Origin of the sequence: Mesorhizobium sp. WSM4313 (genome assembly GCF_002294725.1) — a bacterium.
Classification (GTDB): Bacteria; Pseudomonadota; Alphaproteobacteria; order Rhizobiales; family Rhizobiaceae; genus Mesorhizobium.
The window spans coordinates 51,371-71,869 of the sequence record NZ_NSFT01000015.1 but is presented as its reverse complement, the minus strand read 5'-3'; the positions used below and the strand labels follow the sequence as shown (position 1 = coordinate 71,869).

Annotated in this window: 18 protein-coding genes and 1 tRNA gene; 7 read left to right on the top strand and 12 right to left on the bottom strand. The window is 64.8% G+C overall.

Going from position 1 to position 20,499, the window contains the following annotated elements:
- Nucleotides 1-9: 9 nt before the first annotated feature.
- Nucleotides 10-2,481 (bottom strand): DNA topoisomerase (ATP-hydrolyzing) subunit B, encoded by a 2,472-nt coding sequence (gene gyrB, locus CK219_RS25470; RefSeq protein WP_095769371.1) that lies wholly within the window; start codon nt 2,479-2,481, stop codon nt 10-12.
- A gap of 272 nt (nt 2,482-2,753) precedes the next feature.
- Between gyrB and CK219_RS25465 the strand changes: the two genes are divergently transcribed.
- Nucleotides 2,754-4,124, top strand: a complete 1,371-nt coding sequence (locus CK219_RS25465) for a cytochrome P450 (RefSeq protein ID WP_095769370.1) — start codon at nt 2,754-2,756, stop codon at nt 4,122-4,124.
- Nucleotides 4,125-4,132: 8 nt separating this feature from the next.
- On the opposite strand, the gene CK219_RS25460 is transcribed toward CK219_RS25465, so the two are convergent.
- The 6 genes from CK219_RS25460 to CK219_RS25435 all read right to left on the bottom strand — a co-directional run bounded on the left by CK219_RS25460 (nt 4,133) and on the right by CK219_RS25435 (nt 9,923).
- Nucleotides 4,133-5,116: a complex I NDUFA9 subunit family protein gene (locus CK219_RS25460; protein WP_095769369.1), complete on the bottom strand. Its 984-nt coding sequence runs from the start codon at nt 5,114-5,116 to the stop codon at nt 4,133-4,135.
- Between the two features lie 372 nt (nt 5,117-5,488).
- Nucleotides 5,489-6,490, bottom strand: coding sequence for an Ldh family oxidoreductase (locus tag CK219_RS25455; RefSeq protein ID WP_176477143.1), 1,002 nt, complete (start codon nt 6,488-6,490; stop codon nt 5,489-5,491).
- Nucleotides 6,491-6,584: 94 nt separating this feature from the next.
- The gene (locus CK219_RS25450; protein WP_095769367.1) at nt 6,585-7,394 is read right to left on the bottom strand and encodes an ABC transporter permease; all 810 of its coding nucleotides are present in this window, start codon (nt 7,392-7,394) and stop codon (nt 6,585-6,587) included.
- Entirely contained in the window at nt 7,394-8,059 is a 666-nt protein-coding gene (locus CK219_RS25445; RefSeq protein WP_176477148.1) for an ABC transporter permease subunit, read from the bottom strand. The genes CK219_RS25450 and CK219_RS25445 overlap by 1 nt, the downstream gene beginning before the upstream one ends.
- 193 nt (nt 8,060-8,252) lie before the next feature.
- Nucleotides 8,253-9,050, bottom strand: coding sequence for a transporter substrate-binding domain-containing protein (locus tag CK219_RS25440; RefSeq protein ID WP_095769365.1), 798 nt, complete (start codon nt 9,048-9,050; stop codon nt 8,253-8,255).
- Between the two features lie 57 nt (nt 9,051-9,107).
- On the bottom strand, nt 9,108-9,923 hold the full coding sequence (locus CK219_RS25435) for an ABC transporter ATP-binding protein (RefSeq protein WP_095769364.1): 816 nt from the start codon (nt 9,921-9,923) through the stop codon (nt 9,108-9,110).
- Nucleotides 9,924-10,134: 211 nt separating this feature from the next.
- Between CK219_RS25435 and CK219_RS25430 the strand changes: the two genes are divergently transcribed.
- The 4 genes from CK219_RS25430 (at nt 10,135) to CK219_RS25415 (ending at nt 14,130) form a co-directional block, all read left to right on the top strand.
- The gene (locus CK219_RS25430; protein WP_095769363.1) at nt 10,135-11,007 is read left to right on the top strand and encodes a dimethylarginine dimethylaminohydrolase family protein; all 873 of its coding nucleotides are present in this window, start codon (nt 10,135-10,137) and stop codon (nt 11,005-11,007) included.
- Nucleotides 10,977-11,645: a TetR family transcriptional regulator C-terminal domain-containing protein gene (locus tag CK219_RS25425; RefSeq protein WP_095769362.1), complete on the top strand. Its 669-nt coding sequence runs from the start codon at nt 10,977-10,979 to the stop codon at nt 11,643-11,645. Before CK219_RS25430 ends, CK219_RS25425 begins: the two co-directional genes overlap by 31 nt.
- A complete protein-coding gene (locus CK219_RS25420) occupies nt 11,642-13,222 on the top strand; it encodes a 5-guanidino-2-oxopentanoate decarboxylase (RefSeq protein ID WP_095769361.1) in 1,581 nt (526 codons plus the stop codon). Before CK219_RS25425 ends, CK219_RS25420 begins: the two co-directional genes overlap by 4 nt.
- A 200-nt stretch (nt 13,223-13,422) precedes the next feature.
- Nucleotides 13,423-14,130, top strand: a complete 708-nt coding sequence (locus CK219_RS25415) for an SDR family NAD(P)-dependent oxidoreductase (protein ID WP_095769360.1) — start codon at nt 13,423-13,425, stop codon at nt 14,128-14,130.
- A gap of 120 nt (nt 14,131-14,250) precedes the next feature.
- On the opposite strand, the gene rpsA is transcribed toward CK219_RS25415, so the two are convergent.
- The 3 genes from rpsA to aroA form a co-directional block, all read right to left on the bottom strand.
- Nucleotides 14,251-15,948 carry a 30S ribosomal protein S1 gene (rpsA, locus tag CK219_RS25410; protein WP_095769359.1) on the bottom strand — a complete coding sequence of 566 codons (1,698 nt, stop codon included), beginning with the start codon at nt 15,946-15,948 and terminating at the stop codon, nt 14,251-14,253.
- A 194-nt stretch (nt 15,949-16,142) separates the two neighbouring features.
- The gene (gene cmk, locus CK219_RS25405; protein WP_095769358.1) at nt 16,143-16,793 is read right to left on the bottom strand and encodes a (d)CMP kinase; all 651 of its coding nucleotides are present in this window, start codon (nt 16,791-16,793) and stop codon (nt 16,143-16,145) included.
- 256 nt (nt 16,794-17,049) lie between these two features.
- On the bottom strand, nt 17,050-18,408 hold the full coding sequence (gene aroA / locus CK219_RS25395) for a 3-phosphoshikimate 1-carboxyvinyltransferase (RefSeq protein ID WP_095769357.1): 1,359 nt from the start codon (nt 18,406-18,408) through the stop codon (nt 17,050-17,052).
- Between the two features lie 196 nt (nt 18,409-18,604).
- Here aroA and CK219_RS25390 point away from each other — a divergent pair, with 196 nt between their 5' ends.
- Nucleotides 18,605-19,000 carry a TIGR02300 family protein gene (locus CK219_RS25390; protein WP_095769356.1) on the top strand — a complete coding sequence of 132 codons (396 nt, stop codon included), beginning with the start codon at nt 18,605-18,607 and terminating at the stop codon, nt 18,998-19,000.
- Between the two features lie 161 nt (nt 19,001-19,161).
- Nucleotides 19,162-19,237 (top strand) — tRNA-Ala (locus CK219_RS25385).
- A 55-nt stretch (nt 19,238-19,292) separates the two neighbouring features.
- On the opposite strand, the gene CK219_RS25380 is transcribed toward CK219_RS25385, so the two are convergent.
- Nucleotides 19,293-19,793 carry a DUF6496 domain-containing protein gene (locus tag CK219_RS25380; RefSeq protein WP_095769355.1) on the bottom strand — a complete coding sequence of 167 codons (501 nt, stop codon included), beginning with the start codon at nt 19,791-19,793 and terminating at the stop codon, nt 19,293-19,295.
- Nucleotides 19,794-19,856: 63 nt separating this feature from the next.
- Nucleotides 19,857-20,315: a YbhB/YbcL family Raf kinase inhibitor-like protein gene (locus tag CK219_RS25375; RefSeq protein ID WP_095769354.1), complete on the bottom strand. Its 459-nt coding sequence runs from the start codon at nt 20,313-20,315 to the stop codon at nt 19,857-19,859.
- Nucleotides 20,316-20,499 lie beyond the last annotated feature (184 nt).

The window sequence follows — 20,499 nt, the reverse complement described above, 5'->3', positions numbered from 1 at the left end:
AAGGCGCGCTCAGATATCCAGATTGGCCACCGACAGCGCATTGTCCTGGATGAATTCGCGGCGTGGTTCCACCTCGTCGCCCATCAGCCGCGAGAACAGCGAGTCGGCGTCGGTCGCGTCGTTGACCTTGACCTGCAGCAGAGAGCGCACATTCGGGTCCAGCGTGGTTTCCCAGAGCTGCTCGGCATTCATCTCGCCGAGACCCTTGTAGCGCTGCATGGTGAGGCCCTTGCGGCCTGAAGCGAACACTGCGTTGAGCAGCGCCAGCGGCCCCGAGAGGAGTTCCGAGGTCTCTTTCCGACGCAAGGCCGGCTGCTCGCCATAGACTTCCGCCAGGCGCGCTGCGTAGCGGTCGAGCTGGCGCGCATCGGCCGAATTGATCAACCCGGCGTCGAGCTGGACCACATCCTTGACGCCGCGCACGGTGCGCTCGAACACATAGCCGCCCGAACCGTCATTGGACGTCGACAGCCTGCCGGTCCAGCCGCGCTCGGTCTCCTCGGCGATCATGTCAAGCCGCTTCGCGACGCGCTCGGCCATGGCATTGGCGCGGCCCAGATCGGCAAGCAGGTCGGGATTGAGCGCGCCGGCGATCGCCGCCTGCTCGACGACGCTGCGGTTATAGCGCGTATGCAGCCCGTTGATTAGCTGGCGCACCGAAAGCGCGTCGTCGACCGAGGCGCGCAGGTCCTGTCCTGTCCGTACCTCGCCGGAGGCCAGCACCAGCGAGGCCTCATCCAGTCCGGACCCGATCAGATATTCCTCATAGGCGCTTTCGTCCTTGAGATATTGCGAGCTCTTGCCCCGCGTCACTTTGTAGAGCGGCGGCTGGGCGATGTAGAGATGGCCGCGCTCGATCAGCTCCGGCATCTGCCGGAAGAAGAAGGTGAGCAACAGCGTGCGGATGTGGGCGCCGTCGACGTCGGCGTCCGTCATCAGAATGATCTTGTGGTAGCGCAGCTTGTCGGCATTGAACTCGTCCTTGCCGATCGAGGTGCCGAGCGCGGTGATCAGCGTGCCGATCATGTCCGAAGAGAGCATGCGGTCGAAGCGCGCCCGTTCGACATTGAGGATCTTGCCGCGCAGCGGCAGGATCGCCTGGTTCTGGCGCGAGCGTCCGCCCTTGGCCGAGCCGCCGGCCGAGTCGCCCTCGACGATGAAGATTTCCGACTTCGCCGGATCGCGCTCCTGGCAGTCGGCGAGCTTGCCGGGCAGCGAGGTGACGCCGAGCGAGCTCTTGCGGGTGATGTCGCGCGCCTTGCGCGCGGCCTCGCGCGCGGCCGCCGCCTGGATCACCTTCTCGACCACCACCCTGCCTTCGCTCGGATGCTCTTCCAGCCAGGTGCCCAGCGCCTCGTTGACCAGGCTTTCCACCACCGGGCGGACCTCGGACGAAACCAGCTTGTCCTTGGTCTGCGAGGAGAATTTCGGGTCCGGCACCTTGACCGATAGAACGGCGGTCAGGCCTTCGCGGCAGTCGTCGCCGGTCAGCGAAACCTTTTCCTTCTTGGTCTGGCCGGACGATTCGCCATAGCCGGTGATCTGCCTGGTCAGCGCCGCGCGGAAGCCCGCCAGATGCGTGCCGCCGTCGCGCTGCGGGATGTTGTTGGTGAAAGCCAGCACGTTCTCGTGATAGCTGTCGTTCCACCACATCGCGACTTCCACGGTGATGCCGTCGCGCTCGGCGCGGATGGCGATCGGCGTTTCGATCAGCGGCTTCTTCACCCGGTCGAGATATTTGACGAACTCTTCCAGGCCGCCGTCATAATGCAGCTCGTGGCGCACCAGGTCGGCATGACGCGCGTCGGTCAGCACGATGCGCACGCCGGAATTGAGGAAGGCGAGCTCGCGCAGCCGGTGCTCCAGCGTGCCATAGTCGAATTCGACCATGGTGAAGGTCTCGGCCGACGGGAAGAAGGTGATCTCGCTGCCGCTGCGGCCCTCGTAGGTGCCGGGCTGTTTGTTCTGCTCATATGTGCCCGTCACCTTCAACGGCGCGTCGGCATTGCCATGCGTGAAGCTCATCTCGAAGATTTCGCCGTTGCGGCGGATCTTGAGCTTGAGCCATGCGGAAAGCGCGTTGACCACCGAGACGCCGACGCCGTGCAGACCGCCGGAAACCTTGTAGGAGTTCTGGTCGAATTTGCCGCCGGCATGCAGCTGCGTCATGATCACTTCGGCAGCCGAAACACCCTCTGAGGAGTGGATGTCGGTCGGAATGCCGCGGCCATTGTCGATCACGGTGACGGAACCATCCGGGTTGAGCGTCACCGAGACGAGGTCGGCATGGCCCGCCAGCGCCTCGTCGATGGCGTTGTCCACCACCTCATAGACCATGTGATGCAGGCCCGAGCCGTCATCGGTATCGCCGATATACATGCCTGGACGCTTGCGAACGGCATCCAACCCCTTCAAAACCTTGATGGAATCGGCGCCGTACTCGGCTTCCACGCCAATGGCGCTTTCGGTCTGGTCGCTCATGAATACCTGTCTGATTGATGTCGATGGTCCGGCACGGGAAAGTCACCCCGAATCGCGCCGTTTTGATGTCCTAGATATAGGCGCAAACGGCTGGTTTTCCAAGGTTTGCGGCCATTTTGCCGGCTTGGCGAGAAGCCTTTCATTCACCCCAGCCGACGGACCGGCAAGCTGGCTGAACGCGAGTCACATTTGGTGACGGTCGCGGACCTGCTCGGCCAGATGGACGCCCGCTTCGTCGGACACTACATTCGGCTGTCAGCGGAGCATGCTTCATGGACACCAAGCCCGCCCCTTTCGTGCCGCCGGCGCCGACGCCGCGCACAACGCCGCCTTCGACGCTGGAGATGATGCGCATCGTCTACCGCAATCCGCTCGAGCTGTGGGGCGAGCATACCTACAACGAGCCCTGGATCTCGGTGACCGGCATCGGCGGCCCTCTGGTCATCGCCAACGATCCCGGCCTCATCCGCCATGTGCTGATCGATAACGCCAGGAATTACAAGATGGCGACTGTGCGCCAGCTGATCCTGCGGCCGATCCTGCGCGACGGGCTGCTGACCGCCGAAGGCGAGGTCTGGAGGCGCTCGCGCAAGGCGATGGCGCCGGTGTTCACACCGCGCCACATCTTCGGCTTCGCCGGGCCGATGCTGAAGCGCACGCTGGATTTCGTCACCCGCTACGAGGCCGGCGGCATGACCGATGTCGCGCATGACATGACGCTGCTCACCTACGACATCCTCGCCGAAACGCTGTTTTCCGGCGAGATCGCCGGCGAGCCCGGCAGCTTCGCCAAGGAGATCGACCGGCTGTTCGAAACGATGGGCCGCGTCGATCCGCTCGACCTGTTGCGCGCGCCGGAATGGCTGCCGCGGCTAACCCGCATCCGCGGCCGCAAGACCATGGCCTATTTCCGCAATATCGTGGCCAACACAGTGAAGATGCGCGAGGAGCGGCTGAAGCGCGATCCCGACGGCGTGCCGCAGGATTTTCTCACGCTTCTGCTGCGCGCCGAGGGGCCGGACGGGCTGACCCGCGCCGAAGTCGAGGACAACATCATCACCTTCATTGGCGCCGGCCATGAGACGACCGCGCGGGCGCTGGGCTGGACGATCTATTGCCTCGCCGGGGCGCCCTGGGAACGCGACAAGATCGAGCAGGAGATCGACGCCGTGCTGGCGCGCGAACCCGATCCGACCAAGTGGCTGGATGCCATGCCGCTCACCCGCGCCGCTTTCGAGGAGGCGCTCAGGCTCTATCCGCCTGCGCCCTCGATCAACCGCGAGCCGATCGAACCGGAGACCTGGAACGGCTTATATATTCCGAAATACGCCGCCGTGCTGGTGATGCCCTGGGTGGTGCATCGCCACCGCAAGCTGTGGGACAGGCCGAACGCCTTCCTGCCGGAACGTTTCCATCCCAAAAACCGCGACAGGATCGACCGCTTCCAGTACCTGCCCTTCGGCGCCGGGCCTCGCGTCTGCATCGGCGCCAGCTTCGCCATGCAGGAGGCGATCATCGCGCTGGCGATCCTGTTGTCGCGCTTCCGCTTCGATGCTACGTCGCAGACCCGGCCATGGCCGGTGCAGAAGCTCACCACGCAGCCGCAGGGCGGCCTGCCGATGCAGGTCTCCCGGCGGGCGTAGAAACTGGTCTAACGGTCCGCGATCGGCCGGCGCTGCTGGAATTGGCCGGCGGCGCGGAAGCGCCAGAGATAGCTGGGCAGGATGGTGGCGATCGCCTGCGGCTGGATGCCCAGCCCGGCAAGCGTCCTGGCGGCCTTGGCGGCTTCGTCCGAGACGACATTGTCCTCACGCAACTGCAGCACCTGGTCCTTGGTCAGGAGCGGATTGGGCAGCAGCTGGAGGATCGACGCCTGGATGTTCGCCACCCACCACGGCACCGGCACCAGGAGGCGCCTGCGGTCGATCACGGCAAGCATTTCCTCCATGCATTCCTTGAAGGTCAGCACCTGCGGGCCGCCGAGTTCATAAATCTGGCCGCCCTTGACATTGCCGTCGACCGAGCGCGCGATCGCTTCGGCGACGTCGCCGACATAGACCGGCTGCAGCTTGTTCTGCCCGCCGCCGATCAGCGGCAGGACGGGCGACAGGCGCGCCATGCCGGCGAAGCGGTTGAAGAAGCGGTCCTCCGGTCCGAAATTGATCGACGGCCGGAATATGACGGCATCCTGAATCGTCTCGAACACTGCCCTTTCGCCCAGCGCCTTGGTGCGGGCGTAGTTGGACGGCGAATTGAGATCGGCGCCGAGCGCCGAGATCTGGGTGAGGCCGGCGCCGACCGAGCGTGCGGCCTCGGCGACGGCGCGCGCGCCGAACTCGTGCACGGCGCCAAATTTCTGGCGGCCGGTCTCATGCAGGATGGCGACCAAGTTGACGACATGGTCGGCGCCTTGCACGGCGCGGTCGACCGACCAGCGCACGCGCACATTGGCCTGCACGGGCTGAATCTGGCCGACATTGCCGAGCGGCTGCACATGGCCGGCAAGGTCGGGCCGCCGGCAGGCGACCCGGATGCGGTAGCCGCGCTTGGCCAGCGCTCGCACGACGTGGCGACCGACGAAGCCCGAGCCGCCGAAGACGACGACGAGCTTGGGGGTCTGCAGGATTTCGGTCATGACTGGCTCCGCGCGCAAATGCTTGGCTGAAGCCGTTTCTTAATCCGTTTCTCGCCAAAGGCAAAGAGCGACCGGAAGTCGCCGTCGGCTTGTTTTTGAACTTGCCCGGAATGCCTGCCCCGCCGCATTTGGGAGAACAGAAAACCCCGCCGAAGCGGGGTTTTCCGGGCAGTGTCCACACCGAAGCAGTGTCCAACGAGACGGCCTGACCTGAGACGGCATCAAGGTGGCGTGAAGCAAGCACGCCCGCCCCGCCCTGAACGCCCGGCGTGGCGCCGCCAGCCGCGACGAAGCCAATCGGGCGGCTCGCGGCGTGGGGTGCCGGATATGAGTCGTGTCACGTCGAAAAAAAGTTCAATCGCGGAGGGAAAATCAGGCCGAATAACGCTCGGCGAATTCCGAAATGCGCTGCACCACTGCCCTGGACGTGGTGATGCCGCGCGCCTTTGCCTTCTCGGCGGCGTCAGCGCGCGAGCGGCCGGGGATATGCACGCCATAGCGCCGCCGCAACCGCTCGAGCTGGTCCTTCATGCGCCGCTCGAAATTCGGGTCGAGCAGCTTTGGCTCGATGGCCAGAACGAAAAGGCCGGTGCCGGGGCTCTCCGCCCCATCGGTGAACCAGGGCGCGTCGAGCGACCAGTTGGCGCCGGAAATGCCCGCGGCCAGCACCTCGACCATTAAAGCGATGTTGGCGCCGCGCTGGCCGCCAAAGGCAAGCATGGCGCCCTTCATCGCCGCCGCCGGATCGGTGGTCGGGTTGCCGCTGGCATCCAGCGCCCAGCCTTCGGGGATTTTCTTGCCGTCCTCGGCCGCCTTGCGGATGTTGACGAAGGCGGTCGCGCTCGACGACTGGTCGATGATCAGCGGCGGCCCGTCGGCGGCGGGCGACGCAAAGGACATCGGATTGGTGCAATAGACCGGCTTGACCGAGCCCGAGCCGGCAAGCACCGCCGGTCCGTTGGTGGCGGCGAAGGAAACCAGCCCCTGGTCGGCCAGCCGACCGGTGAAATAGCCGAGCGCGCCGCATGTGTAGGCGTTCTTCTGCGAGAAGATCGAGACGCCGAACAGTTTTGCCGCCTTGACCAGGTCGTCGATTGTGCGGTCGAAGCCGATATGGGCAAGTCCGCCGCGCGCATCCGAAAGATAGACGGCGAGCGCCGGCCGCGTGATCGCCGGATCGGCGTTGCCGTCGATGCGGCCGGCTTCGAGCGCTTCCAGATAGTCGATGAAATGCGACAGCCCCACCGTCGACAGGCCTTCGGCCTCCGCGGCGATGATCGAGGCTGTCAGCGACTGCGCCGCCTCCCCATTGGCGCCGGCGCCAAGCGCCGCCATCCGGCATAGGCCTGTTGCCTGGGCGAGGGTGAGTTGCATCAGTGTTGCCCTGCAGCGAGTAGCGAATAGGGAATAGCGAGTAGCGAGTAGGGGGAAATAAAGAAACTACTCGCTATTCGCTACTCTCTATTCGCTATCCGATCTTGACCGGAATCCGTGCCTCGATCCGGCTGAAGACGAAGACCAGGATACCGGTGATCGTCATATAGATCAGCGCCAGCAGCAGCAAAGGCTCGTAGGTCAGATAGGTGTCCTGGCGCACCTTGGAGGAGACGGCGAAGATATCGATGACGCTGATCGTCGCCACCAGCGGGGTCGATTTCAACTGCAGCACGGTCTCGCCGGTCAGCGTCGGCAGAGCACGGTAGAAGGCTTGCGGCAACCAGATGCGCCGGAAGATTTTCCAGCGGCTCATGCCGAACGCACGGGCGGCCTCCAACTGTCCGCGCGGCACGCCGGCAAAGGCGCCGCGCATAACCTCGCCCTCATAGCCGGCGAAGGAAAAGGTCAGCGCTACCACGCCATAGGGCCAGGCCTGCCTGAGATACGGCCATAGCCAGGATTCACGGATCCACGGATATTGCGGAAAGATCGAGCCGAGGCCGTAATAGAGCAGCCAGAGCTGCAGGAGTAGCGGCGTTCCCCGGATGATCGTGCAGAAGACCTTCGCCGGTGCCGAGAACCAGATCGGTCCGCCTGCCTGGGCGAGCCCGAGCGGCACGGCCAGCGCAAAGCCCAGCGCGCAGGTCACGGCGAGGATCCAAAGCGTCCGCCAGATGCCCATCAGGCCCATTTCCCAATATTGCGGCAGCCAGTCCCAGCGCATGAAGACGGCGGCGCACAGAACCAGCGCCAGCCCGATCAGGATCAGCACGATGCGGTGCGGCTTGAGCCAGATCGAGGCGCGCGCCGCCATGTGGATCGCGGAGGCTTCGGCGGACATCAGCGCGCCTCCCTGACGGAGGGCATGCCGCGCCGCGACCAGGCCTCGACGCGGCCGATGATCAGGTTGGAGAACAGCGAGAGCGCGAGATAGAGCGCGCCGGCCGCAAGGTAGAAAAGCAGGTAGGCCTTGGTCACGCCGGCCGCCTGGCGCGTCGCCAGCGTCAGTTCGAAGAAGCCGACGACGGCAAGCAGCGCGGTGTCCTTGGTGGCGATGAGCCACAGATTCGCCAGGCCGGGGAGGGCGAAGGGCAGCATGGCCGGCACAGTGATGCGTCGCAGCATCAGGCCCGGCGACATGCCGTAGGCGCGGGCGGCCTCGATCTGGCCTTGCGGGATGGCGAGGATGGCGCCGCGGATGACTTCGGTCGAATAGGCGCCCTGGACGAAACCCAGCACGAAAATGCCGGCCGCGAGCCCGCTGATGTCGACACGGCTGTAGCCGATCGCCGTCAGCACTTGGTTGATGAGGTCGGTGCCGGCGTAATAGAGCAGCAGGATCAGCACCAGTTCCGGCACGGCGCGCACGACAGTCGTGTAGACCGCGAGCAGATCGCGCGTCACCGGGCCGCCATAGAGCTTGCCGAACGCGCCGGCGGTGCCGATCATGAGGCCGAGGCAGGTCGCGCCTATGGCGATCTCGATCGAATGCAGCAGGCCGACCAGCAGCGTGCCGCCCCAGCCGGGCGCCACGGGCGACAGGAGTTCGATGATGCCGGCCGCGGAGGCCGGAAGAAAGGCGTCGATCAGCTTCGTCCCCGGATTGCTGGCGAGCCGCCGATGGTCAGGTCAGCGGCGGGCACGCGTGGCAAGATCGGGCATGGCGCGGACGCCATGCCCTCACTCATTTCGAGAGGGCTCAGTTCGACTGCGTGGCGCCGCCATAGATGTCGAAGTCGAAATATTTCTTCGAGATCTCGTCATACTTGCCGTTGGCGCGGATCGCCTTGATGCCGGCGTTGAACTTTTCCTTGAGCGCGGTGTCTTCCTTGCGGATACCGGCGCCGACACCCGGGCCAAGCACTTCGTCGTCGGGCGCCACCATGCCCTTCAGGTCGCAGCAGGCCTTGCCCTGGTCCGACTTCAGGAATTCGCCGAGCGCGATCGAGTCGGCCTGCACCGCGTCGATGCGACCAGCGGCCAGATCCTGGTTGGCTTCATCCTGGGTCTGGTATTCCTTGATTTCCTGGGCGCCGGTGAAGTGCTTCTTCGCGTACACGGCATGCACGGTCGAGACCTGGACGCCGATCACCTTGCCCTTGAGATCGTCCGGCGTGGCGCCGAACTTCTGGTCCTTCGGCCCGATGATCGCGGTCGGGGTGTTGTAGTACTTGTCCGAGAAGTCGATCGTCTTCTTGCGCTCGTCGGTGATCGACATGGAAGAGACGATGGCGTCGATCTTCTTGGTCGTCAGAGCCGGGATGATGCCGTCCCAGGCCACCGGTGTGATCACGCAGTCAAGTTTCTCTTCGGCGCAGACGGCGTTGACGAAGTCGATCTCCCAGCCCACCCATTTGCCGCTGGCGTCGGGCGAGGTGAAGGGCGGGTAGGGTTCGGCGGCGACGCCGATCTTGACCTGCTCGGCCTTGGCCACTCCGCCCATCGCCGCGACGCCGAGAAGCAGCGCGGCGGCAAATGTCTTGAGAACAGTCTTCATGTCAGGACTCCCAGTTTGTTGTTGTTCCCGGTTTTTCGCTCCGCTTGATGCCGGCACCTAGCCGACATTGCGGAGGAATTGCTTGAGCCTTTCGGATTTGGGCGCGCCGAACAGCTGTTCCGGCGGACCTTCTTCCTCGACCAGCCCGTTGTAGAGATAGACGACATGCGTCGCGACCTCGCGGGCGAACTTCATTTCATGCGTCACCAGCACCATGGTCCGCCCCTCGCGCGCCAGGTCGCCGATGACTTTCAGCACTTCGCCGACCAGCTCGGGATCGAGCGCGGAAGTCGGTTCGTCGAACAGCATGACGCGCGGATTGATCGCCAGCGCGCGGGCGATCGCGGCCCGCTGCTGCTGGCCGCCGGACAGGAACGCCGGATAGACGTCGCGCTTCTCCGCCAGCCCGACGCGGGTAAGCAGCTTCTCGGCCTGGGCGATCGCGTCGTCGCGCTTGACGCCCAGCACATGCACCGGAACCTCGATGACGTTCTCTATCAGCGTCATGTGGCTCCACAGGTTGAAATTCTGGAACACCATGCCGAGCCTCGAGCGAATGCGCTCGATCTGCCTGCGGTCGGCCGGAACGGTGTGGCCGTGGCTGTCGGCCTTGAGCTTGATCTCCTCGCCATTGACCCGGATGATGCCGCTTGTGGGGTTCTCCAGGCAGTTGATGCAGCGTAAGAGCGTCGACTTGCCGGAACCGGAGCCGCCGATGATGGCGACCACCTCGCCGTCGCGCGCCGACAGCGAAACCCCCTTCAGCACGTGCAGCTGGCCGAACTTCTTGTGCAGGTTTTCGACATGGATGGCTTCGGCGGCGCCGTTCTGCGCCTCACCGGATTGGTCTGCGGCAGCTGCTGCAGCGCTCACCGGGTGACCTCTATCTGGCCGACGGCAGGTCGTCGAACGTCTATCCGGCTAATCAACATACGCTGCACTGACCCGCTCCAGGCTTCAGCATGGACCCGACAGCGCGAGCCCGTCAATCCCGCTCATTACGGCACTTGCGGCCTTGTTGCGCAAGTGTATAAATAGCCTTTCATGAAATTTTCACGATTTTTTTCATCTTAAAAGGGCATCGATGAGCGCTTTCGGGTCACAGTCCATGGCGGCGCCGCTGCGGCGCGTGCTGATGCGGTCGGCGGCCAACGCCATGCGCGACGCCGACAGGGCGGCCTGGCACTATGGCCCGGGATTCAACCCGGCGAAAGCAGCCGTGCAGCATGCGGCCCTTGCCGACATGGTGGCGGCTTCCGGCGCCGAGATCGAATGGATCGAGGACACGACCGACGGCCTTTCGGATTCGGTGTTCACGCATGACCCGTCGCTGATGACCGACCGCGGCGCGCTGATCCTGTCCATGGGCAAACCATTGCGCGCTCGGGAGCCCTCGCTGCATGAGGAAACCTATAAGAGACTGGGCATTCCCGTCCTCGGTCGTGTCGAGGCGCCTGGTCAGGTCGAAGGCGGCGACTGCGTATGGGTGGATGCCCGCACGCTGGCGATCGGGCGTGGTGTGCGCTCCAACCAGGAAGGCATCCAGCAGGTTTCCAACCTGCTGACGCCGCTGGGCATTTCCGTCTACGGCTTCGATTTGCCGCTGTGGCAGGGCGAAGAGGCGTGCCTGCATCTGATGTCGGTGATCAGCCCGCTGGCCGACGACCTGGCCCTGGTCCATTCGCCGCTTCTGCCGGCGGCGTTCTATCAGATGCTGAAGGCGCGCGGCATCCGGCTGGTCGAAGGCGACGCCGAAGAGTTCGCCGCTTCCAACGGCCTCAGCCTGAACGTGCTGCCGACCAGCCCGCACAAGGTCATCGCCGTTGCGGGTTTTCCCAAGACCAAGGCCGCGATGGAAGCGGCCGGCTGCACGGTCGAGACATTCGAGGCGGATGCGCTCTGCATCGCCTGCGAAGGCGGGCCGACATGCCTGACGCGGCCGATCCTGCGCCAATGAATGCGCGCCGCAAGTTCCGCCGCGAGGGCGAGGAGCGGCGGCGGCAGGATCTGATCGATGCGACGCTGGACAGCGTGGCGGAATATGGCCTTCAGGGCGCCACCTTGCGCACCATCGCCTTGCGCGCCGGCGTCACCGCCGGGCTGATCCGGCACTATTTTCCCGGCAAGGAAGAATTGCTGCAGGAAGCCTATACGGCGCTGGTCGGCCGCATGACCGAGCAGGCGAAGGCGGCATTGGTCATGGAAGACGCCTCGCCTCGCCAACGCCTCGCGGCTTTCGTCACCGCCAACCTCAACGCGCCGATCGTCGACCGGCGGGTGTTTTCGCTCTGGGCAACCTTCCTTGGCCGCGCCAATGCGGATCCGGCGCTCGCCCGTGCCCATCGCGAAGGCTATCTCGGCTTTCGCGACGAGGTGGAAGCGGTCGTTGCCGAGGTCCTCGCCGCCGAGCGGCGCAAGCCGGACGCAGGCGAGCTGCGTCGCCATGCCATCGCGATCAACGCGATCATCGACGGGCTTTGGATCGAAGGCTGCCTGGCAGCAGAGATGTTCTCGCCTGGCGAATTGGCGGCGATTGGCGTCAAAGCCATAGAGGCCGAGCTCGGCTTGGCGCCGGAAAAGGGAGGAAACCAATGACCACCATCGGCGAGGCGCTGATCAAATTGCTCGAGGCGCATGGCGTCGACACCGTCTTCGGCATTCCGGGCGTGCATACGGTCGAGCTCTATCGCGGCTTGGCGGGCTCGAAGATCCGCCATGTCACGCCGCGCCACGAGCAGGGCGCCGGCTTCATGGCCGATGGTTATGCGCGCGCCGGTGGCCGTCCCGGCGTCGCCTTCGTCATCACCGGGCCGGGCCTCACCAACACCATCACCGCCATGGGCCAGGCGCGCGCCGATTCGGTGCCGATGCTGGTCATCTCAGGCGTCAACGCCACCGACACGCTGGGAAAAGGGCTGGGCTTCCTGCATGAGCTGCCCGACCAGCGCGGCATGATGGAGAAGGTGGCGCTGTTTTCCGAGCGCATCACCGAGGCCGGGCAGTTGCCTGGCGCGCTCGCCCGCGCCTTCGCCGTTTTCTCCTCCTCACGCCCGGGGCCGGTCCATATCGAGATCCCCACCGACGTCATGGTCAAGCCCGCCGATGGTGTTGCGGCCATCCTTAGCAATGCCGCGCCGCCCGCTCCGGAGTTGGCGGCGATCGCCGAGGCCGCACGGCTTTGCAGGGCCGCACGCCGTCCGCTGATCCTTTCAGGCGGCGGCGCCAAGAAGGCCGATGCGGCGCTGCGGCGTCTGGCCGAGATGCTCGGCGCCCCCGTGGCCGAGACCGCCAATGCGCGTGGCCTGCTGCATGGCCATCCGCTGTGCGTGCCGGCGAGCCCCAGCCTCAAGGCCGTGCGCGCGCTGATAGCGGACGCCGATCTCGTGATCGCCGCCGGCACCGAGTTCGGCCCGACCGACTATGACGGTTATGGCGACGGCGGCTTCGTGCTGCCGAAGAACCTGATCCGCATCGATATCGGCGCCGACCAGATCGCGCGCCGGCCGGTGACGGTTGGCATCCACGCGGATTGCGCCGAAGCGATCGAGGCGCTGCTTGCAGCGATCGGATCTGGCCATGCCGCGGCAAGCGATAGCGAGGCTCGCGCGGCCGCCGCGCGGAAGGCAGCGCTGGCCGAGCTGAAGCCCGAATACCTGGCGCAGGTTCGCGCCGTGGAGGCAATCCGCGACGCGCTGCCGGGCGCCATCATCGTCGGCGATTCAACCCAGCCGATCTATGCCGCCAACCTCTATTACGACCACGACCGTCCCGGCGGCTGGTTCAACGCCGCGACCGGCTTCGGCGCGCTCGGCTACGGTCCGCCGGCGGCGATCGGCGCGGCACTTGCCGTGCCCGAGGCGCCGGTGGTGTGCCTCACCGGCGATGGCGGCTTCCAGTTCACCTTGCCGGAGATCGGCGCCGCGCTCGACGCCGAAGCGCCGGTAATCTTCGTCGTCTGGAACAATCGCGGCTATCGCGAGATCGAAACCTCGATGCTCGATGTCGGCGTCGAGCCGGTCGGCGTGTCGCCGGTACCGCCCGATTTCTGCAAGCTCGCCGAGGCCTATGGCATCGTGGCCGAGCGGCTGGCCGGGGCTGGCGGCCTTGCCTTGGCGCTGAAGCGCGCGCGGGCGGCCGGCAGGCCGCGCGTCATCGAAATCACCGTCGACTGAAAGATCGGTGCATCTGCCGGTTGACCCCTTTCGGCGCCGGCAAATCGATGCCGCCCGCCAACGTCCGACGCATGCAAAGACGCTGCGCCTGCCATGTCGATATTTCAATTGAGTGACAGCGCGAAAGGCGCGACGTTCGAGCCTGGGGCGGCATAACCCAAGATATAATCATAAAAAAAAATGACAGGAGCGGTCTAGGTATGACGGAAACGCTGAATGGCAGGCATGTCGTGGTGACGGGCGGCACTGGGGCGCTCGGCGGCGCGGTTGTCGGCAGACTGCTGGAGCAAGGCGCGATCTGCCACGTGCCAAATGCCCACGCGGCGGCCCCGCCGCATTTTCCTTACGCAGCCCATGCCAGCGTGCATTTGGCGCATAATGTCGACCTGTCGGATTCGGCCAAGGTCGAGGCCTTCTACCATCAGGTTCCCGAGCTCTGGGCCTCGATCCACCTTGCCGGCGGCTTCACCATGGCGCCGGTCGAAAAGATCGAGTCGGCCTCCTTCGCCGAGATGATGGACACCAACGCACGCACGGCTTTCCTGTGCAGCCGCGCCGCGGTGCGCTCGATGCTGGACTCCAACACGGCCGGCCGCATCGTCAACGTCACCGCGCGCGCCGGACTCGATCCGAGGCGCGGCTCCGGCATGGTCGCCTATGCCGCAAGCAAAGCGGCGGTCGCTGCGATGACGGTGGCCATGGCCGAGGAGTTGAAGGGCAAGGGCATCCTCGTCAACGCCGTGGCGCCCTCGACGCTCGACACGCCCGCCAACCGCGCCGACATGCCCGATGCCGATTTCGCCAAATGGGTCAGCCTGGAGGCCGCGGCGGAAGCGATCGCCTACCTCGCCTCGCCCGCCAACCTGGCGATGAGCGGCACGCTGGTTCCGCTTTACGGACGCGCCTGACCGCACAGAAATCCAGGCAATAGAAAAACCCCGCCGGATCGCTCCGGCGGGGTTTTTGCTGTTCGCCAAAGGGCTTACGCAATTCCGACGGAAAGCCGCAAACGGCTTTCCCGGAAGGCTTTAGTTGCCCTGCTTCTTCAGCGCCGCGCCCAGGATGTCGCCGAGCGACGCGCCGGAGTCGGTCGAGCCGTACTGGGCGACCGCTTCCTTCTCCTCGGCGATTTCCAGCGCCTTGATCGAGACCTGCAGCTTGCGGGTCTTCTTGTCGAAGGCGATGACGCGGGCATCGACCTTCTGGCCGACGGTGAAGCGCTCGGGGCGCTGCTCGTCGCGGTCGCGCGAAAGGTCCGAACGCTTGATGAAGGTCTCGATGCCGCTGTCGACCAGCCGCACGTCCAGACCGCCATCCTTCACGCCGATGACCTCGCAAGTGACGACGGCGTTCTTGCGCAGCTCGCCGCTACTGGCCGCCTCGCCGACAGTGTCGCGGGCCAGCTGCTTGATGCCGAGCGAGATGCGCTCCTTCTCGATGTCGACGTCGAGCACCTGCGCCTTGACCATGTCGCCGCGATTGTACTCTTCGATGACCTGCTCGCCCGGACGGGTCCAGTCGAGGTCGGAGAGGTGCACCATGCCGTCCACGTCGCCTTCCAGGCCGATGAACAGGCCGAACTCGGTCTTGTTCTTGACCTCGCCCTCGACCTGGCTGCCGACCGGATGGCTTGAGGCGAAAGCCTGCCACGGGTTTTCTAGCGTCTGCTTGAGGCCGAGCGAGATGCGGCGCTTGGCCGGATCGACCTCGAGCACCACCACGTCGACTTCCTGCGTCGTCGACAGGATCTTGCCGGGATGCACGTTCTTCTTCGTCCACGACATTTCCGAAACGTGGATGAGGCCCTCGATGCCCGGCTCCAGCTCGACGAACGCGCCGTAGTCGGTGATGTTGGTGACGGTGCCCTTGATCTTCTTGCCGATCGGGAACTTGGTGCCGATATCCGACCACGGATCCGACTCGAGCTGCTTCATGCCGAGCGAGATGCGGTGGGTTTCCTGGTTGATGCGGATGATCTGCACCTTGACCGTCTGGCCGATGTTGAGGATCTCGGTCGGATGGTTGACGCGGCGCCAGGCCATGTCGGTGACATGCAGCAGGCCGTCGATGCCGCCGAGGTCGACGAACGCACCGTAGTCGGTGATGTTCTTGACCACGCCTTCGACCACCTGGCCTTCCTCGAGGTTCTGCACGATTTCCGAACGCTGTTCGGCGCGGCTCTCTTCGAGCACGGTGCGGCGCGACACCACTATGTTGCCGCGGCGGCGATCCATCTTGAGGATCTCGAAGGGCTGCGGATTGTGCATCAGCGGGGTGACGTCGCGGATCGGGCGGATATCGACCTGGCTGCGCGGCAGGAACGCCACGGCGCCGTCGAGATCGACGGTGAAGCCGCCCTTGACCTGGTTGAAGATGACGCCTTCGACGCGCTCACCCTTGGTGAACTTCTCTTCGAGACGGACCCAGCTCTCCTCGCGGCGAGCCTTCTCGCGCGACAGCATAGCTTCGCCAAGCGCGTTTTCGATGCGCTCGACATAGACCTCGACGGTGTCGCCGACCTTGAGGGAGGATTCCTTGCCCTTGGCGCCGAATTCCTTCAGCGGCACGCGGCCTTCGACCTTGAGGCCGACATCGATGATGGCCATGTCCTTTTCGATCGCGGTGATCGTGCCCCGAACAACCTGGCCCTCGCCGGAATGGCCGGCGGTGAATGATTCTTCGAGCATGCTCGCGAAATCGTCGCGAGACGGATTAGCTACTGACATTGTTTCTCCTGGAATACCCCGGTCTTCAAGCGGGGCGGGCGCCGTGGGTTAGCGTTGCGTGAACCTGCCGGCGTTCCGGGCTGAAAGCCCTTGGCCGCTGTTCAGGCGGCAAGTCCGGCGCATGAAGAATGCTGGCAGGCTGGTTCGTGCCCGATATGGGTATTTTCGCCGCCAACGGCAATCGAAAAACCTGATCAGGCCTTGTTTCTTTTGGCAAGGACGTCGTCAACGATCGCCATCGCCGCCAGAAACGCGGCCTCTATAGCCATTTCGCTGGTATCAAGCAAGTGCGCGTCTGCCGCTGGCTTCAGCGGCGAGTCGGCGCGACCCATGTCGCGCTCGTCGCGGCGCTCGATATCGGCAAGGATGGTGGCGAGATCGGCGCTGCCGCCCATGCTCTCAATCTCGGCCAGCCGGCGCCTTGCGCGCACTTCGGCGCTTGCCGTGACATAGAGCTTGATGTCGGCATCGGGGCACACGACCGTGCCGATGTCGCGGCCGTCGAGCACGGCGCCCGGCGGCGCCTTGGCGAAGGCCCGCTGCTTCTCCACCAGGATGCGCCGTACGGTCGGAATGACCGCGACCTTGGAGGCCGCCTCGCCCACCGCATGCGCGGCGAGCACGGTGCGGTCGAGGTTCGACAGGTCGACCTGCCGCGCCGCGGTTTCTGCAGCCGAGACATTGTCGAGCGGCAGACCGAGTTCGAGCAGCTTGTGGGCCACCGCGCGATAGGTGAGGCCGGTGTCGAGCAGGTTCAGCCGGTAGTGGTCGGAAAGCCGGCGCGCGAGTGTGCCCTTGCCGGCACCGGCAGGGCCGTCGATGGCGATGGTGAAGGGGGTGCTCATGGATGGAGCGTCGCGGTTGGAGGGGGCGACAAATACAATAACCGCCGCGATCCTTCGCGCCCCCCTCTGTCCTGCCGGACATCTCCCCCACTTGGGGGGAGATTGGCAGCTTCGGCGCCCCGCTCGATTTTTAAACGCTGGTGATTGGCGAAAGCCGACGCGACAGCTGATCTCCCCCCTTGTGGGGGAGATGTCCGGCAGGACAGAGGGGGGCGCTGTCCTGCCAGCGTCTCAGTTCGGCTCCAGTCCATCGACCTCACCCAATCTCCGCGCCCAATCCCTTCATCAATCCCATGAACTCCGGAAAGCTCGTCGCGATCATGTTGGCGTCGTCGATCGTCACCGGCTTCTCCGTCGCCAGTCCCATCACCAGGAAACTCATGGCGATGCGGTGGTCGAGATGCGTCTTCACCGCCGTATCGGGGCCGTTCGGATGAGCGCCGAGTCCCTTGCCGCCCGGTCTGCCGCGCACGGCGAGCGAGGCTTCGCCCTCTGTGCAGTCGACACCGTTGAGCTCCAGGCCTCTAGCCACCGCCGCCAGACGGTCGGATTCCTTGACCCGAAGTTCCTCCAGCCCCTGCATCAGCGTCTCGCCCTCGGCGAAGCTCGCGGCGACGGCCAGCACCGGATACTCGTCGATCATCGAGGGCGCGCGCTCGGGCGGCACCACCACGCCTTTCAGCTCCGAGGAGCGCACGCGCAGGTCCGCCACGTCCTCGCCGCCGGCATTGCGCGGATTGAGGATGTCGATCTTGCCGCCCATTTCCTGCAGGGTCAGCAGCAACCCGGTGCGGGTCGGGTTCATCAGCACGTTCTCGATGACGATGTCCGAACCCGGCACGACCAGCGCCGCGACCAGTGGGAAGCCGGCAGAGGAGGGGTCGCCTGGCACGGCGATCGTCTGTCCGGTGAGCTTGCCCTGGCCTTCGATAAAGATGTGGCGCACGCCGCGCTCATCCGTCTCGACGCTCAGGTTGGCGCCGAAACCCTTCAGCATCTTTTCGGTATGGTCGCGCGTCATCACGGGTTCGATCACCGTGGTGATGCCGGGAGTGTTCAAGCCGGCAAGCAGCACCGCCGACTTCACCTGGGCGGATGCCATCGGTACGCGATAGGTGATGGGTGCTGCATGCTTCGGGCCGCGCAGCGTGATCGGCATGCGGTCGCCGGGAGCGGCCTTCAGCACCTGCACGCCCATCTGGCGCAGCGGGTCGAGCACGCGGCCCATCGGCCGGCCCGAAAGCGAGGCGTCGCCGATGAAGGTCGTCTCCATGTCATAGGTGCCGACGAGCCCCATGGTGAGGCGCGAGCCGGTGCCGGCATTGCCGAAGTCGAGCGGGCCTTCAGGCTGCAGCAACGCGCCGTTGCCGGTGCCGCGGATGACCCATTCGCCGCCGTTCTTTTCGATATGCGCGCCCATCGCCTTCATGGCGGCGCCCGTGCGCATCACGTCCTCGCCTTCGAGCAGGCCGGTGATGCGGGTTTCGCCGGAGGCAAGGCCGCCGAACATGAACGAGCGGTGTGAGATCGACTTGTCGCCCGGCACGCGCGCGGTGCCGGCAAGGGCAGGGGATTTGCGGGCCGTGGCCGGCTTAGCGGCGGCGGAGTGAGACATCCTTGTCTTCCAAATGAAATGCCGGCTGACCGGCTCGGTTCGTCATGCTGCGGCGGTCTCGTATCACGGTGCGTTGCAATGGTCATCCCCTTGTGCGAGGCCTTCGAACACGAGCATTTTACAATGCCGGCTTTTGGCTTTGACAGCGCTCAAAACTGCCGTTATGGGGACCACTCTTTTATTGACGAGGCCTGCTGTGGCAAAAGCTGAACTTGGCACCAAGCGTGTCGACCCCGAAACGGGTCGGAAATTCTACGATCTCAACAAAGACCCGATCGTCTCGCCCTATACCGGCAAGAGCTATCCACGCTCCTATTTCGAGGAAGGCAAGATTTCCGCCCTCGAGGAAGATGAGGAAGTCGCCGAGAAGGAAGTGGATGCCGACGAAGAGGAAGGCGCCGAAGTCGTCTCGCTCGAGGAGGCCGATGACGAGGTGAAGGGCGGCGGCGACGACCTTCCAGATCTTGGCGACGATGAAGAGGATGTCGATCTCGGCGACGACGAAGACGACACCTTCCTTGCCGACGAAGAGGAAGAGGACGATGACGTCGCCGATATGATCGGCGTCGGCGACGACGATGACGAAGTCTGAGTTCGTTTGCCGGCCATTTTGGCCTGTGACGAAAAAGCGGCTTTTCAAGGCTTGATCTTGACCGAAGGCGGCGCTAGAAGCCGCCAGCACTAAACGACGGCGCGGTTCCCAATCGCGCCGGATCTCTTCGCCGGAAACGGCGCCGGCCGACTGCCGGGAGTGGGGCCATAGCTCAGTTGGGAGAGCGCTTGAATGGCATTCAAGAGGTCGTCGGTTCGATTCCGATTGGCTCCACCAAACAGTCCTTCCTGAACTGCTGCACGAACGGGCAACCGCTCGACCTGAAATTGCTCTAACCGTGCTGGGCGCGGGTTCTGGCTGCTTTTCGCGCTGCCGCCGATCGTCCGGCGGCGCCTTTGGTCTCAGCGGCTTTCCTTGCCGCCGCCGACCGCTCTTCGGCCGTGCGGCCGGATGCGGCGCTCTTGGCCTGCTTCGACAGAGCCTTGTGGGAGGCGGTGCCCTTCGGCTCGCCCTCAAGCACCTTCGATACCGCCTTCGAGACCTTCGGCTGGCGCTTTGGCTTCCGTTCGCCCTGGCCTGCCTCGTAAGCATATTTGGCGCTCTTGCGCGTGCTCTCCTTCACATCTCCTTTTTTGGGGGGCGGCAGGTCGACGCCCGCGCGGCGCGCCTCCGAAAGGCCAATGGCGATCGCCTGTTTGGTGGAGCGGGCGCCGTGCTTGCCTTTGCGGACCTTGTCGATTTCCGCGTGAACGAATTCACCGGCCTGCGTGCTAGCCGACTTGCCTTCGCGCTTGTCCTCGCGCGCCTTTTCGATGGTTTTCTTGTCCGGCATTGTCTTTCTCCTCGTTCGAACGGGGGCATGATCGAATGCCGACAGGATGCGTCGGATCGCGCATCAGCGGCTTTCATATGTGCCGACGAGGTCGGCAGTGGCGATCATATGCGGCTCCGCCTGGGCCAGAAGATTCGCGATTTCCGGTTCTCCGCCGGTTTCCAGCGCCTCAACGTCGAGTGCCGAAAGGCGGAAGTGATAATGGTGAACGCCGTGCCCTTTTGGCGGCTGGGGACCGTCATAATGGGTATTGCCGAAGTCGTTCACGGCTTGGTGGAAAGTTTCCGGTCCGGCGGTGCCTTCCGGCAAGCGGTCTCGCCCGGCGGCAATGTCGTAGACAGCCCAATGGCGAAACATGCCGCGCGGCGCATCGGGATCCTCGACGACGAGCAGGAAGCTTTTGGTCCCGGCCGGTGCGTTCTTCCACCGCAGGGGAGGCGACAAATTACCTCCGTTGCGGACGTAGGGCTCGGGAATGGTATGGCCGTTTTCAAAGGCTGGACTCTCAAGCGTGAAAGCCATGGCTGGAGCTCCGTGCACCTATCGCGCTCTTCTCGAAGGAATTCACGAACGATCTTTGCTCGGATCGGCGGAGCGCGCTCGCTACTGGTTTCTTTTGGAACGCGGGGCATTGGCGGGAGTTCCGGCATCATGCCCGCGACGGAGCGTCGATGGATGCCAGCAAGTCGAGATGTCGGGAAAGCTG

Coding starts and splice junctions, on each gene's coding strand:
- aroA (WP_095769357.1), bottom strand. CDS start 18,408: ATGTCTCACTCCGCCGCCGCTAAGCCGGCCACGGCCCGCAAATCCCCT.
- rpsA (WP_095769359.1), bottom strand. CDS start 15,948: ATGTCAGTAGCTAATCCGTCTCGCGACGATTTCGCGAGCATGCTCGAA.
- CK219_RS25450 (WP_095769367.1), bottom strand. CDS start 7,394: ATGTCCGCCGAAGCCTCCGCGATCCACATGGCGGCGCGCGCCTCGATC.
- CK219_RS25430 (WP_095769363.1), top strand. CDS start 10,135: ATGAGCGCTTTCGGGTCACAGTCCATGGCGGCGCCGCTGCGGCGCGTG.
- CK219_RS25420 (WP_095769361.1), top strand. CDS start 11,642: ATGACCACCATCGGCGAGGCGCTGATCAAATTGCTCGAGGCGCATGGC.
- CK219_RS25425 (WP_095769362.1), top strand. CDS start 10,977: ATGCCTGACGCGGCCGATCCTGCGCCAATGAATGCGCGCCGCAAGTTC.
- CK219_RS25455 (WP_176477143.1), bottom strand. CDS start 6,490: ATGCAACTCACCCTCGCCCAGGCAACAGGCCTATGCCGGATGGCGGCG.
- CK219_RS25440 (WP_095769365.1), bottom strand. CDS start 9,050: ATGAAGACTGTTCTCAAGACATTTGCCGCCGCGCTGCTTCTCGGCGTC.
- CK219_RS25415 (WP_095769360.1), top strand. CDS start 13,423: ATGACGGAAACGCTGAATGGCAGGCATGTCGTGGTGACGGGCGGCACT.
- CK219_RS25460 (WP_095769369.1), bottom strand. CDS start 5,116: ATGACCGAAATCCTGCAGACCCCCAAGCTCGTCGTCGTCTTCGGCGGC.
- CK219_RS25465 (WP_095769370.1), top strand. CDS start 2,754: ATGGACACCAAGCCCGCCCCTTTCGTGCCGCCGGCGCCGACGCCGCGC.
- gyrB (WP_095769371.1), bottom strand. CDS start 2,481: ATGAGCGACCAGACCGAAAGCGCCATTGGCGTGGAAGCCGAGTACGGC.
- CK219_RS25375 (WP_095769354.1), bottom strand. CDS start 20,315: ATGGCTTTCACGCTTGAGAGTCCAGCCTTTGAAAACGGCCATACCATT.
- CK219_RS25380 (WP_095769355.1), bottom strand. CDS start 19,793: ATGCCGGACAAGAAAACCATCGAAAAGGCGCGCGAGGACAAGCGCGAA.
- cmk (WP_095769358.1), bottom strand. CDS start 16,793: ATGAGCACCCCCTTCACCATCGCCATCGACGGCCCTGCCGGTGCCGGC.